This is a genomic window from Anabaena sp. WA102, assembly GCF_001277295.1.
GTDB classification, from domain to species: Bacteria; Cyanobacteriota; Cyanobacteriia; order Cyanobacteriales; family Nostocaceae; genus Dolichospermum; species Dolichospermum heterosporum.
Window position 1 is genome coordinate 1,292,282 of the sequence record NZ_CP011456.1, and the last position, 14,401, is coordinate 1,306,682.

General features: G+C 40.4%; 12 protein-coding genes. 4 read left to right on the top strand and 8 right to left on the bottom strand.

The window, feature by feature from the left end; all coding sequences use genetic code 11:
• Positions 1-7: 7 nt before the first annotated feature.
• Positions 8-1,225 carry a type IV pilus twitching motility protein PilT gene (locus AA650_RS05455; RefSeq protein ID WP_053538276.1) on the bottom strand — a complete coding sequence of 406 codons (1,218 nt, stop codon included), beginning with the start codon at positions 1,223-1,225 and terminating at the stop codon, positions 8-10.
• Positions 1,226-1,877: 652 nt separating this feature from the next.
• On the opposite strand from AA650_RS05455, the gene AA650_RS05460 reads away from it, so the two are divergent.
• Positions 1,878-2,252: a hypothetical protein gene (locus tag AA650_RS05460; protein ID WP_027401875.1), complete on the top strand. Its 375-nt coding sequence runs from the start codon at positions 1,878-1,880 to the stop codon at positions 2,250-2,252.
• A gap of 132 nt (positions 2,253-2,384) precedes the next feature.
• On the opposite strand, the gene opcA is transcribed toward AA650_RS05460, so the two are convergent.
• The 3 genes from opcA to fbp all read right to left on the bottom strand — a co-directional run bounded on the left by opcA (position 2,385) and on the right by fbp (position 6,749).
• Positions 2,385-3,758 (bottom strand): glucose-6-phosphate dehydrogenase assembly protein OpcA, encoded by a 1,374-nt coding sequence (opcA, locus tag AA650_RS05465; RefSeq protein ID WP_053538277.1) that lies wholly within the window; start codon positions 3,756-3,758, stop codon positions 2,385-2,387.
• 102 nt (positions 3,759-3,860) lie between these two features.
• A complete protein-coding gene (gene zwf / locus AA650_RS05470) occupies positions 3,861-5,390 on the bottom strand; it encodes a glucose-6-phosphate dehydrogenase (protein WP_053538278.1) in 1,530 nt (509 codons plus the stop codon).
• Positions 5,391-5,711: 321 nt separating this feature from the next.
• Entirely contained in the window at positions 5,712-6,749 is a 1,038-nt protein-coding gene (gene fbp / locus AA650_RS05475) for a class 1 fructose-bisphosphatase (RefSeq protein WP_053538279.1), read from the bottom strand.
• A gap of 241 nt (positions 6,750-6,990) precedes the next feature.
• Here fbp and AA650_RS05480 point away from each other — a divergent pair, with 241 nt between their 5' ends.
• Complete coding sequence (locus AA650_RS05480; RefSeq protein WP_199924388.1) at positions 6,991-7,416, top strand: hypothetical protein; 426 nt, start codon at positions 6,991-6,993, stop codon at positions 7,414-7,416.
• Positions 7,417-8,372: 956 nt separating this feature from the next.
• On the top strand, positions 8,373-8,840 hold the full coding sequence (locus AA650_RS05485) for a response regulator (RefSeq protein WP_053538281.1): 468 nt from the start codon (positions 8,373-8,375) through the stop codon (positions 8,838-8,840).
• Positions 8,841-8,843: 3 nt separating this feature from the next.
• Here AA650_RS05485 and AA650_RS05490 read toward each other — a convergent pair whose 3' ends face one another.
• From AA650_RS05490 to AA650_RS27630, 3 genes are read right to left on the bottom strand one after another with little or no spacing between them, the layout of a single operon-like run.
• Positions 8,844-9,965 (bottom strand): hybrid sensor histidine kinase/response regulator, encoded by a 1,122-nt coding sequence (locus AA650_RS05490; protein ID WP_053538282.1) that lies wholly within the window; start codon positions 9,963-9,965, stop codon positions 8,844-8,846.
• Between the two features lie 18 nt (positions 9,966-9,983).
• Positions 9,984-11,291, bottom strand: coding sequence for an ATP-binding response regulator (locus AA650_RS05495; protein ID WP_053538283.1), 1,308 nt, complete (start codon positions 11,289-11,291; stop codon positions 9,984-9,986).
• Positions 11,254-11,430: a hypothetical protein gene (locus AA650_RS27630; RefSeq protein ID WP_199924389.1), complete on the bottom strand. Its 177-nt coding sequence runs from the start codon at positions 11,428-11,430 to the stop codon at positions 11,254-11,256. Before AA650_RS27630 ends, AA650_RS05495 begins: the two co-directional genes overlap by 38 nt.
• Positions 11,431-12,091: 661 nt before the next feature.
• Here AA650_RS27630 and AA650_RS05500 point away from each other — a divergent pair.
• A complete protein-coding gene (locus tag AA650_RS05500; protein WP_027401882.1) occupies positions 12,092-12,814 on the top strand; it encodes a response regulator in 723 nt (240 codons plus the stop codon).
• Positions 12,815-13,068: 254 nt separating this feature from the next.
• Here the strand turns inward: AA650_RS05500 and AA650_RS05505 are convergent, their stop codons facing one another.
• Positions 13,069-14,397, bottom strand: a complete 1,329-nt coding sequence (locus tag AA650_RS05505; RefSeq protein ID WP_053538284.1) for a lipid-A-disaccharide synthase-related protein — start codon at positions 14,395-14,397, stop codon at positions 13,069-13,071.
• Positions 14,398-14,401 lie beyond the last annotated feature (4 nt).

The following is a 14,401-nucleotide window of genomic DNA, read 5'->3' on the forward strand; positions in this document are numbered from 1 at the left end:
TTACCAATTAAACACGACCTCGGAGGAATTGAGCCATTTCGTTAGGAGTTGGCGACATTTCTAGTGCCGTTTCCTCGGTAATCCGACCTTCTTGGTAAAGATCGAGCAATGACTGATTCATTGTCACCATGCCATCAAAACCAGCTTGTTTCATTAACTCCGCAATCTCATCATACTTGCCATCCTTCACCCATTCCTTAACAGCCTCAGTATTAATGAGAATATCGTGGAAAGCCGCCCGTTTACCATCTGTAGTTCGGCACAAGCCTTGAGCAATCACCGCTACTAAAGATTCCGCAACCGCTATTCGCATAGCTTCCTGTTCTTCACCCGAATACAAATTGAGAATCCGTTCAATAGTTTTTACCGCACTATTTGTGTGCAGAGTTCCCATCACCAAGTGACCTGTTTGTGCCGCCTTCAGTGCCGTATTCACCGTTTCCTTATCCCGCATTTCCCCCACCAGAATTAAATCTGGATCTTCCCGCAAAGCTGCTTTCAAAGCATTATCAAACTTGCGAGTGTGCATTCCCACCTCCCGCTGTTTAACCAAAGACTTACGGCTTTGGTGGACAAATTCCACCGGGTCCTCAATCGTAATAATATGTTTAGCCATCTCCCGATTGATATAATCAACCATCGCTGCCATTGTCGTAGACTTACCCGAACCAGTAGGGCCTGTCACCAAAACTAAACCCTTGTGATGATGACAAATATCTCTAAACACTGGTGGTAGGCGCAACTGCTCCATAGATAGAATTTTGAGAGGAATTAACCGCAGTACCATTGCATAACCACGCAGGGAATCAAACACATTAATCCGCACACGGGCAAAATCGTACTGAGTCGCACCATCAAATTCTAAATGTTCTTGAAACCTTTGAATTTCAGAATCAGAGAGAATCTCCCGCAACCAACGCATAAAAGTCGGTTTATCAACTTCGGGATAACTTGTCGTCAGAATTTCCCCTCGGCTGCGGAAGCGGGGAATTTCACCCACTCCCAAGTGAATATCAGAGTAACCCTCATCAAAGGCTTCCTGAACAAGCTGCGCCAAGGTACGTCCTACAGGTTCATTCGTTAACCCATTAGAATTGGAAAATATTGGTGGTGGTGTAGTAATTATTGGTGGCGCTGGTGCGTTCATTTCTAAATTTGCCACCGGAGGCTGTACTTTTGCTTTTGGTAAAGGTGGCGGCATTCTAAATGTTTGTGATTCTGTCATATATCTTCACTTTTGTTAATTAGTAATTGCTTGTTCGTCAGTTGTCAGTTGTCAGTTGTCAGTAGAAAATATTTTCCCCCTGCTCCCTGCTCCCTGCTCCCTGCTCCCTGCTCCCTGTCCCTGCCTCTGCCTCTGTTATGCAGTCTTTTTAGTAGGTTATTTACCAATATACATATTTTTTAACACATACTGATTATCCTTGCTCTTCCGTAAGATTTACGTAATATATCAGTAACTAATAATATTAAGTAATTAAGGGTAGCGAGAGGAGTGAAAGCGAGGAAACTTCAGAATTACCCATTACCTACAGCCTATTTTTTATCACCTCCTGATAAATTATGAGAAATAATATCGTTTTCCATAAGAAATGTTAAGCATCTGAGCGATCAGATTGCGGGGATCAATATCTGCTTCTCATCTACCGTTAGTCCATATCTCTCAAGGCATATACCAGAACTCTTTCCCCTACCTGTGGGTATATGTGAATTCTCATTCATAACTAGAAAAAATCAACTGTAAACTTTAGTAAAGAAATGCTCATTTTGAAGCCAAGGTTTTATATACTAAATTTCACTGAAACAAAATCAGTTAATTCGCTTTCGAGTGATAAAAAACTGAAATTTAAACTTGCTGTGTATTAGGAGGAAAAGTCATGGTTTCGGCTCAAAGCTCTAATCTAGTTCGGACCCACTCCTTGTTAATGATGAGAAGCTTTTTAATCTGGACATTTACATTGGCAGTGTGCTTGTTAGTTGTTGGTTTTCCATTGGTTGTATTAATGGCTACAGTAGGTTGCTTGTTATCTATTGTTTTACAATCCGTGATGCCTGCTAGTGCCGTGTTAATTGTGGCAGGTGGCTTAGTAACGTTTAATGTCATGGCAGTATTAATTGCTGCTGGAGTGCTAACAGCTAAAGGTATTCATCCTAAGCAAATAAAATGGTTAAATTGGTTACATGACGAAGCTGAAAAAACTCAAACCACTGTTTATGCAGCTTGCCCTTTAACTTGTGAAATCAACCAATAATTATCATTAGCTAACACTTGACAAATAGTACATCTGCCCGGTTTAGCCGGGTTTTTTAATGTTGAAAATAGGGAACAGGGAACAGGGAACAGGCAAGAGTATTACCCATTACCCATTACCCATTACCATTAACTATTTTCCTAACTTAATCGTGTTACCAATTGCAATTAGACTGTCCTCAAATAAAGCCTCACGTCCCCAGCGTTGCACCTGTTGACTCAACAAAGCCTCTGCCTTTTGTTCCGAAAGAGAAGTAACCTGTTGGAACAAACCAGACGACTGAGCGCCACCATGAGTTTCCATTCGCATACAGCCGCCAGTTTCCGAGCAAATCACAGTTCCACAATTAGCTTGAATATTAGTAGAACTCAACCGCAAACCAATTAAATCGCCGACAATTTCCCCAATATCAGCAATGGGAACACCTGCCAACTCAACTTCTATGTGTTTTTGGTCTTGAGACAGGAATTGCACATAAGTGATGTCATAATCACCGTTTTCCTGTTTATAGCCAACTGGTTGCCATTCTAAGCGATTAGCTAACCAACCCAAATACAATAAGGCTTGAGCAGCATTGCCTTTTTCATAATCAATATTGACACGATCAATTTCTCTAAGAGCAGCCCGACGATTAGGCGCATCATAAGCTTGTGCTGTCAACTCCTGCCACGCAGATAACCGCCGCCAATTCAAATCAGCCAAAGGTACACCAGATTCTACTAACTTTTGCAAGCTGAGTAAATCATCTTCTGGTGTATTAAAGTTGCAAGAATCAACAATGACATTATTGCAAACTGCGGCTAATCGTTTAAACAAAGGGTTAGCCGCATCCGGTGTAGCTTTCCACCAGAGGAACTTAGGTAAACCACCGATTAATAAAGCGGGAATCATGCCCCCAATGCGTTCTAATGCCGAAGCAGTACCAGTGAGTGTAATATATTCACAGCAAACAAGAGTGCTAGAAGACTGCTTTTGAATTGGGCAATAGGCAGAAACTTGAGCCTTTACCCCTTCATCATCCCCAGCCACAGGACATAAAGCAATGATCCGGCAGGGGTTACGGATGGCAATTTCGTCCGCAATGGTGGGACTCGTAGGACTGAAAGTATAGCCCATAGCGGCACCATGACTATCTCCATTTGGTCCGGTGTGCTGCTTTTGGAAATATTCTTGCCGCAAAGCAGTGAGAGTTTCTGGTGTTGCACTACCAGTTTCTGAGAGATGGTGCTTTTTTTGTAATTCCTGCAATGCTGTTTTAGTTTGAGGTCCGAGAATGCCATCAATAGGACCCTTGTAAAAACCTGTTGCAGTTAATAAATACTGGGTTTCTTCAGGTTCGTAAACCACCAAAGTAAATGTTGTAGCGCGGGTAGCAGCGGGTAAACCACCGTCTTCTCCCTGAATACCGTAACTTTGCCAAACTTTAGTAAGTTCTGCTTCAATTTCGGTGAGGGAAACATCCTTGGGGGCTTGCAAAGAATAAATTGTTGGTGCTTGGGAAATCATATTTGTCAGTTGTCAGTTGTTCGTTGTTCGTTGTCAGTTGTTCGTTGTCAGTTGTCAGTTGTCAGTTGTTTTACCAATGACCAATGACTAATGACCAATGACTTAAAGTCTGCGCCAGCGGCGACCGTCTTGGTTAATTAATAATTCTGCCTCTTCTGGTTCCCAAGTACCGGCTTCATACTGAGGGACAGTGGCAGGATCTGCGGGTAAATCCCATACAGATAAAGCAGGTGTAACCACTTGCCAAGCCGCTTCTACTTCGTCCGCCCGTGTAAATAAAGTTTGGTCGCCCATCATACAATCAAGGAAGAGACGATCATAAGCATCAGAAGTAGCTGTAATTCCAAAAGAACCATAGCTGAAATCCATATCTACGGAACGGGTGCGGAAATCACCACCGGGCATTTTTACATCAAACCGGAGGGAAATCCCTTCATTGGGTTGTATCCGCATGGTCAAAACGTTGGGGTTAGCTTGCTGGGATGCGGAGGGGAACATTCTGGAGGGAACTTCGCGGAAGTGAATGGCAATTTCACTAACTTTTTTGGGCATCCGCTTGCCAGTTCTCAGGTAGAAAGGAACACCTTTCCAACGCCAATTATCTACTAAAAACTTCATCGCCACATAGGTGGGAGTGGTGGATTCAGGATTAACTCCTGGTTCATTTCGATACCCTTCCACCTGTTGTCCTTTCATCCAGCCAGCGCTGTACTGACCACGAATAGCTGATTTTGATAAATCATGAACATCAGCCAAACGGGTAGCTCGTAGCACCTTGACTTTTTCTGTACGGATACTATCAGCATCCATAGCGTTGGGTGCTTCCATTGCCGTTAAACAGTAAAGCTGCATTAGGTGGTTTTGTAACATATCCCGGAGTGCGCCGGCGGTTTCATAATAGCCAGCCCGGTCTTCCACACCTACGGTTTCAGCTACAGTGATTTGTACGTGGTCAACAAATTGCCGATTCCACAAAGGTTCAAAAATGGCATTAGCAAAGCGGAAAACCAGCAAGTTTTGGACTGTTTCTTTACCTAAGTAGTGGTCAATGCGATAAACTTGGTTTTCTTTACAAAACTTTTGGACTACTTGGTTGAGGTTTTGGGCGGAGGCTAAATCGCGTCCAAAGGGTTTTTCGATGACTAAACGATGTTTTTCGGGGTCGTCTAGCATTCCCCCTAGTCCTAGTTGTTTGATAGCTTCGGGGAAGAAGTTGGGCGCGACGGAAAGGTAGAACATCCGGTTTCCGCGTGTTCCCCGTTTTTCGTCTAGTTCAGCCAATAGGGTTTTGAGTTTTTGGTAGCCGGCTGGGTCGTCTATGTTCCCCGGGCAGTAAAATAAACCTTGGGAAAAGTCTTGCCAGAGTTCACCTAGTTCTACACTAGCGTGAGCTTCTTCCATGCCTTTTTGCATCTGCTCACGGAAGTATTCATGACTCCATTCCCGACGGGCTACGCCCACAATGGTGGTTTCTGCGGGAATCCGTCTTTCTCTCCGCAATTTGTATAATGCTGGGACTAGTTTCCGCCAAGTTAAGTCTCCAGACGCGCCAAAGATGACAATTATTTGTGGTTCGGGCATCCCTTGCTGTTGTAGACCGGCACGCAATGGATTTTCTAACAAACTGACCATAGGATTTTAGATTTTAGATTTGGGATTTTGGACCGGGGGTTGAGGTTTGTGATCTTTGCCAATTGCCCCAATTCCCCCTACAGGTGACAATAGCTTGACTTTGCCTTTTAAAGAGTTCATGAATGACACAGAAAAGACACGGATAGCTTATTGCAGGTATATAGGGTACATAATTAGAATTCAGAATCCAGAATTTAGAATCCAGAATCCAGGGAATAAATTCCCTGTCTGATAGCTAAAGTCGGTTAAAACCGACTATTTTTCTTTTATTTGTTCAGTCTAGAACATGAGGTTTGATTTTTTAATTAATTAGAGCTTTGTCTAGTTATCTGTTTTAATAAAAGACATGACTTTGGCTACGTTTTCTTTACTACCAATAATTAATGGGGTGCGTTGATGCAGTTTGGTGGGAACGACATCTAAAATATCCATTGTTCCTGTGGTTGCTACGCCTCCAGCTTGTTCAATTAAAAATGCTAAAGGGGCGGTTTCATAGAGTAAACGTAATTTACCTTCTGGTTTTTGTAGTGTTCCTGGGTAAAGAAATACTCCACCCTGTAATAAAATTCTGTGAATATCGCTCACCATTGCCCCACTGTAACGGGAACTATAACCTTCTGTGCGATGAACATAACGGATATATTCTCTAAAAGATTCATCCCATTGCCAGAAGTTGCCGTCATTAACGCTATAAGTGGCGGCATGATCTGGCATTTTGATATTTTCTTGACAGAGAATAAACTCACCCAGGCTAGGATCAAGAATGAAGGAATGTACTCCTGTACCTATGGTATACACAAGCATGGTACTTGGTCCATATAGAATATATCCTGCCGCTAATTGCTTGCGTCCATTTGCGAGTAGGTCTTTAGCTTCACCATCAATATCTGCTCCTTCCTGTTGACGAATGGCAAAGATAGAACCTAAACTGAGATTGTTATCTGTGTTGGATGAGCCATCAATGGGGTCATAAAGAAGAGTATAACGACCAATCGGGCAATTTTCCGGGATATAGTAGGGTTTTTCCATCTCTTCGGAAGCGAGACGACAAACTAAACCGCTTTGCTTGAAGACAGAAATAAATACTTCGTTGGCGTAAACATCCATTTTTTTGACGGATTCTCCTTGGATGTTGACTTCTCCAGTGAAGCCGAGAACTCCTTCCATTAAACCAGCGCGACTCAAGCGACGGGCAACTAATTTACCCGCTAAGGCGATGCGGTTCATGAGCGCACTTAAATCCTGGGCATCGGGTCCAAAACTCTGTAGTTGTTGGAGGATGTGGCGGGATAATGTTGTACAATCACGATCTAAAGCTTTATCTGTGGACAAATCCAAAGATTCTGATTCTTGAGTCATATTAGTTTTTCCCTAGCAGTTGGCTATGAGGTCGTGGTTATTTATGGCGATTTTCCATCGCTGCTTCTATCTTAGAAAGGGAATTTCATAACTTAGACGTGATTTTAGATAAACTAAAGAATTGAAATTTTGATTTTAAGATCCCCGACTTCTTGAAGAAGTCGGGGATCTGGGTTTTTCAGTATTTTTCCTAGATAAGAAATAGTTGTTTTAGTGCTTGTTTTCACTACGCACTTAGTATATGATCATGGAGTCAGGCAAATATGAGGATTTGATAGTCATGGTGAAGATAAAGATTTTCACCCCCCCCATAATCGCTAAAACCCTTGCTGTAACAGGATTTGCAACTTCTATTTTGTTAGGTGCTGCTCCTGCTCATGCTATTAATTTCAATTTTCAGTTTCAGGATACTTTTGGAGGTACTAACGGGTTCGTTACAGGAACATTAAGTGGTTTGGTTGAAGGTAATAACACTGGACTAGGGATTACAGCAACGGTTATCCAATCCTTGGTCAATTATGGTTGGGAACACCTGGGAATAAAGGTTCTTCTGACAGAATATACGTTGGTGGCTATACTTGGCCTGCCGATTATAACAACTCTACAACAACATTCACGGCCGTTGCAACACCTGTTCCCTTTGAGCCTAACTCGGCCGTGGGAATAGCAACATTAGGTTTTTGTTTTGGCGCTGCTAAACTCCGCAGAAACCATCTTGCTAAAAAACGCATGGTATCAGTTGAGGCTTAGTTTGATTTTATAGACAAAACACAATAAATATCTTTGAGCCGGCTTGAGCCGGCTTTCGTTATTAGACTGGGAATTCATTCCCAGGTGGGTTCTATTGTAATTTATCCTGAGTCCGCCTCAGAATGAATTCTGAGGCTAATAGCAAAAGTAAGCTAAAGCTAACTAACTAACTAAAGATGAAATTTTTCGGGAGCATTATCATCTTGATTATGTTCTTCCAAAGATGCAATTGTCGTAAAACCCTATAAGTAATTGGACAAAAATATTTACAGTCATTGCGAGGGAAGGGAAGCAATCACAACCCTTGTAATTGCTTCATTTCACTTCGTTCCATATGGCTAACGCCACGCAGCGCTTACGCAATGACATTGTGTAATTAATTCTGTCTCACTAAGTAGGTGGGCGTTAAAAATTGTCCTTGGGGCAAGGGAACAGGGAACAGGGAACAGGAAGAGAGTTTTGAGTGATTTTACTTTTCTTCACATACCTTTAAATTTTAATCAAACCGGAGTCCTATAGTTAGGAATAGGAGTCAAAAGCAAGAATTATGTTGAATATTTTCTATCTATGAATGATGATTTTTTCTTTGTCTAAGTCTCAAGTTTATTTAGTAGTTATTAGTTAAAATACTGATAATCAGGGTAACAATAATCTTCAGTTCTGATAGAAATGAGAGGTTATGAATTTATTGATTTTTCTAAATAAATTTATTGACGATTTTGCATATAATCAAAATATATCTGCTAAAGGTATTAAAGCTGGATTTTTATTTCCTGTTGGCATTGGTTGAGATAAATAACCAATAAGGATTTACGAGTAAGCCTAATTATGCCTAAAAAGACGACTACTCCCCATTAACGACCTGGAGACGAGATGTATCTAGCGCATTCATTCATGAGTGATGAGAAACGGCAACAACATCAACAACATCAACAGCCTTTGATTTTAGTGGTAGAAAATCATGACGATAGTCTACTGCTGATGAGTTATACCCTTGAGTTACTTGGTTGTCAGTCTATTTGTCAAAAAGAAAGTTCAACAACAGTATTTATGGCTAAAGAACATCAACCTGATTTAATCTTATTGAATATTTTTTTACCCGGGATGAATGGACTAGATTTTATTCGGTATCTTAAGCAAGAATCGTTAACTTGTCATATTCCTGTGGTGGCTATGACGGTTTTAACTGATGCTGAATATAACAAACGGATGCTTGAAGCTGGTTTTGATGATTACATCGTTAAACCTTATATGATTGAGGAGTTGGCTGCAATTATCTACCGATTTCTAGGGAGGAAATTTGAGCTATGCTCGGTTTTAGAAGTGCAACAGATTCATTAATAATCATGCGGCAATTTTAGGAAGTTTGACTGTGAATATGCTGCCTTTACCGATTTCTGATGAAAGTTCTATTTCACCTCCGTGTGCTTCAATAATGCGGCTGCAAAGATGTAGTCCTAAACCACTACCTGATCTTTTATTTTTACCCTGACGAAAGCGCTCAAAAATAGTTTCTTGATCTTCTGGTGCAATGCCATAACCTGTGTCTTGAACTTCGATGATGATGGTACTACTGCAATGATTAGCTGGGGATAAGGTTTCAAAAATGCGGATTTCTATACTGCCTGTATCCGTGAATTTGATGGCATTACCAATTAAGTTATGGAATACTCGTCTTAATTCTAAGCGATCGCCTTTAACTATGCCGCCATTATTGCCTGTTGGACTTAATTCGTGGGTATCTAATTTCAAAGTTAAGTTTTTCTCCAGTGCTAAGGTATTTAATTCACTTATGACCTCAGTAGCAATTGCGGTTAAGTTGCATGATTCAAAGTAGAGATTTTTTTGTCCAGCTTCAAAGCGGTAAACTTCTAGTAATGTATTTACCATTTCCAGGAGATTTTGATTGCTGCGAATCATGATACTAATGGGTTGTTTCATTTCTGAAGGAATTTGTCCAAAGACTTCTTGCAGAAATAAATTCAGCACTCGATTAGCAGCTACTAGGGGAGTACGTAAATCATGGGTAAGACGAGAAACAAAGTCTTCTCGCTGGAGGGTCATTTTGCGTTGTTCGTCAATACTGTGCTTTAATCTTAAGAGCGATCGCACTCTGGCTAATAATTCTTCAATCTCAAAGGGTTTGCGAAGAAAATCATCAGCACCGATATCTAAACCTTCAACTACGCTAGCTTCAATACGGGCTGTCAGTAGTAAAATCGGAATATAGTTGATTTCAGGATTATTCCGAATCCGTTGTGTAACTTCATAACCATTTATTTCTGGCATCATCACATCTAAGATAATCAAATCCGGTGGTGACTTAATGACTTTTTCTAAGGCTATTTTACCATCCATTGCTGAATCAATTTCATAGCCTTCGCTTTCTAAGATTGTCCGCATTAAAGTCAGATTATCTGGGACATCATCAACGCACAAAATTCGGAATTCTTTCAAGTTAGACATATTTAAGTTCTTGGTAATCTACAATTTTAAGTGGGGATAATTGATTGCAGCCTTATGAGGAGAATATACAGAATGAAAAGGATTTTGATGAGGACTAAAAACTACACTCCCTAAATCTGGTGCTAAATTTATTTTTCGTGGTAATTTTATTTTAAATATTGAACCTACCCCTAACTGACTTTCGATATCTATTTTTCCTCCCATGATGTCTACCAGTGAATCAATAATAGCTAAACCTAACCCTGTACCTGAATATTTACGACCAATACCTTGATCAATTTGGTGAAATGCTGCAAAAATTTTTTGAAAATCTTGAGAAGCAATACCAATCCCTGTATCCTTCACGGTTATTATAACTTGATTTTGAGTTGTTTCTTGGATTTCTACCCAAATAGTCCCAGCCTCAGTAAACTTTACAGCATTGGAAAGTAAATTGATGACAATTTGTTGTAACCGTACTGCATCATTAAATACTAATGTATTTTCTAGGTCTATTTTAACTAGCAAAGATAAATTTTTGGCTTCAGCTAAGGGACGAATTTTTGTAACCGCATGACTCACAACTTTTGATAAATCCAATATTTCTGGCTTTAGTTCTAATTTCCCGGATTCTAGTTGAGAAAAATCCAGAATTTCATTAATTTTTAGCAGTAAATCTTTGCCATTATTGAGAATTTTCTCTACCATGTCTAGTTGTTGATTTGTCAACTGACCAAATTTGGGACGTAAGAGAATTTGTGAAAACCCAATAATTGCATTCATGGGAGTTCTTAGTTCATGGGATATGGTGGCTAAAAATAGTGATTTGAAGCTAGATATTTCTAAGAGTTTAAAGTTTTGGTATTTAATATGTTGCTGTTGTGCTGTTAATTCTTTTTGCTGTAAAACTAGCTGTTCACGACTTTCTTTAAGCTCTTGGTTTGCTAAATCTAGCCGCATTTCAGCATGATGTATACGGATGGTACTGCGTAAGATTTGAGCTATGGTTTCTGGTGATAATCTAGACTTAAGAAAATACTCACTAGCACCTAATTTTAGCAACTCTCTGGCTATTTGTTCATTGTCTGAATCTATGAGAATTACTAGCGGAACTTTAATCCCTGAAGATTGTAATTTATGGATTAATGTGAAACTATCTTGATTTGGTAAGTGATAGTTAAAAAATACGCAATCATAGTGATTATTGATGAGGGCAAAAAAGGCATGATTCCCATCTTTAACTTCATCAATTTCCATGCTAATAGCTGTTTGGGTCAGAGCTAGACTTACTATTGAGCCATTAGTCTGATCATCGTCTACAACTAAGATTTTCAGATTCTCTTCCATCGGTTTTTCTTCTGGCTGTCAAATACAGATTTATATTCAGCATTTCTATTTTTACAGTTTCTAGATTATACAAATAATGAACACGATTTTCTGGTGAATGAGCAGATTTATTTCCAGGTAAAAGAAATACTTTATCCACTTAAAAACATTGTAAATTAGTAATTCATTAACTGTCCTCACCCATTAGTGAGAGTTGCATGGAAACATTATGTACCATTGGCTTAAGTGTTTTTATCTAAATATTGGTAATAATTGTCAGGTGAAAAATTATTTGCGTCACACATATAAATAAGTAGGTTGGCGTTGAAAATTGTCGTTATGGCAAGGCAAAAGGCAAGAGTGAAGAGGGTTTAGGCGATTTTACATTTCTTTACACAGTTTGGTTTTATTGTGTTCACCTACTTACGTTTTTAACGTAGATATCAGGGTTAGAAGTTTTTTTTGGTGTCTGATAGCATAGTGTGATAATAGTAATACTCGCATATTCGCTAACTGCTGTGTTGAATCCATTGTAAATTTCGTAATAGTACCATAACTGTAATTTTTCTGATTTGTCTCAATAATTTCATTTGTTTTGCGGGAAATATCTATATATCTTTAGCTAGATTTTTACAGCTATGAAAATTCAAAAATCAATTATTTACTATTCCTATTGATAGATGTTCATTGTTTCACAGATCATATATGCTGAGGGGTGGATAAATTAGATACAATTCTTAAAAATCAGCTTTTTCTCCTACTTTTTGCTATTGGTAATACTTCCTTCAGAAGTCATCTGATTATCACGGGTGTAATAAATAATGAGTGACATTAGCATTCTATTAATTGAAGATCATGATTTAACGCGCATGGGACTGAAAACTGAATTGCAGTTGCATGGCGGTTTTAAGGTGGTAGGTGAGGCGGCTAGTGCGAATCTGGGACTAAAACTGCTAGAAACAACTAAACCGGATGTGGCTGTGATAGATATCGGTTTACCCGATATGGATGGGATTGAACTGACGCGCAAGTTTAGACGTTATCAGGCGGAAACAGGACAATCGCAGACCAAAATATTGATTTTGACGATGAATAATTCAGAAAATGTGGTTTTGGCAGCCTTTGCCGCCGGCGCAGATTCTTATTATATGAAGGATACAAGTGTTAATAAATTTATTGAGGCTGTACAAGCAACGTTTCATGGTAACTCTTGGATTGATCCGGCGATCGCTAATATAGTATTACGGAAAATGCGCCAAGGTGTCCCCGGTGATCATCAATCATTTGATAAGCCGAAAACTGTCAAAATTGAAGCCCTAGAAACAGAATATGAACAAGTTTTAGAAACTTACCCCCTCACCCAACGGGAACTGGAAATTCTGGCATTGATTGTGGCTGGTTGCAGCAATGGACAAATCGCCGAGAAGTTATATATTACTGTAGGTACGGTCAAAACTCATGTTCGCAATATTTTAAATAAACTCTGTGCTGATGATCGTACCCAAGCAGCAGTTCGGGCTTTACGTTCCGGTTTGGTGGTTTAGGAAAGGAGTCATGAGGTAGGGGCGCAGGGCCTGCGCCCAGTCAGGAGTATGGCTAACGCCACGCTGCGCTATCAGGAATTCAGGAATATGGCTAACGCCACGCTGCGCTATCAGGAGTATGGCTAACGCCACGCTGCGCTATCAGGAGTTTAGGAGGAAGAAGGAAGAAGGAAGAAGAAAATTACCAATGACCACTGACCAATGACCAATGACCAATGACCAATGACCAATGACCACTGACCACTGACCACTGACTAATGACCAATTACCCTTTCTTGTAAACATTCTGCAATCCGTTGTGCTGCACCTGCACGTCCCATGCGTTGAATGCCGTTTCCAGCGATCGCATGGAGGATGTCAGGATTTTTGAGGAGAGATTGGATGGCTGGGAGAACTTGTGATGGTTGGTTAACGAGGGTGAGGGATATGCCTAAAAGCCGACTTTGGGCTTCTGCAAAACCGGGGTTATATTGAGGACCATTACCAGGGATAGCGATCGCAGGTTTTCCCAAACCAATGAATTGTTCCGTTGCTGTTCCAGCCATAGCGATCGCCACATCACCTAAATACAAGCAATCATTATAGGCTTGTTGGGTCAAGATGAAGTAAGAATTTTTTTGTTGAAAAGTCAAACTGTCGGGGTCAGAAATTGGTAAAGGAGATTGATCACACCGTCGCCAACCTTGGATCTGTAAACTTTGTGATAAAATACCACAATCTAGACCAGGAGCGATCGCCCCTAAAAAAATCATCGTCCCCGCAGCCCCAAATAAAGAATCTGGTCGTCGTAAACTAGCCATCAGTGCTGATACAGCAATCATGATGATTTCCCAATTATTGTAAGCTTCCGGCGCACGAGAACCGGGCAAAAGAGTCACAACAAAAGGACGAATCACCTCTTCGAGTTCAGCATCAGGACGATAGAACTGTTGTGCAGTCAAACTTGTCTGTAACCCATCCATCATGGGATTCCCCACATCTACAGCGGGAATTGACCATTTTTTGAGAATTTCCGTAGTCAGAGAATCTCTAGGAAACACCGCCCGACAACGACCACGACTCATCAACCACCTTTCCCAAGGATGGTAAATCGAACCAGAAAAATTTTCCCACCATGCGGACTTTGATTTCCTCGGTAACAATCCCATTGCGTCACGCACATAATATTCTGATTTAGCCGTCCCCACAAAAGCATAATCAGCACCACTCATCGCTGCAAACAGCAAAGGAACAATATCCCCCACAGCGAGAACAGCCTTTTGATTACCTAACTTAGTTTGTGAACTTACCCAACGGCGGATAGATTGAATTTGATTAAGAGTCAACTGCACCAACCCCCCGCCAACATCACGCATTAATTCACGGCTATCCATATAAATAAAACCACCAGAAGGCATAGTTCGCACTTTACCAATCGGAGGAATATCTATTTTTTGATAAGCACGTCCTTCACCCACTATTGGTAAAGCAAAAATATCCGGTGGAGAAGATAATTGTTGTAAAGCCTGAATAATCCGCACAGCAATCATATCTTCCCCATGACCATTGCTTAAAACTAATAACTGTAATGGAGAATTGATCATTTTT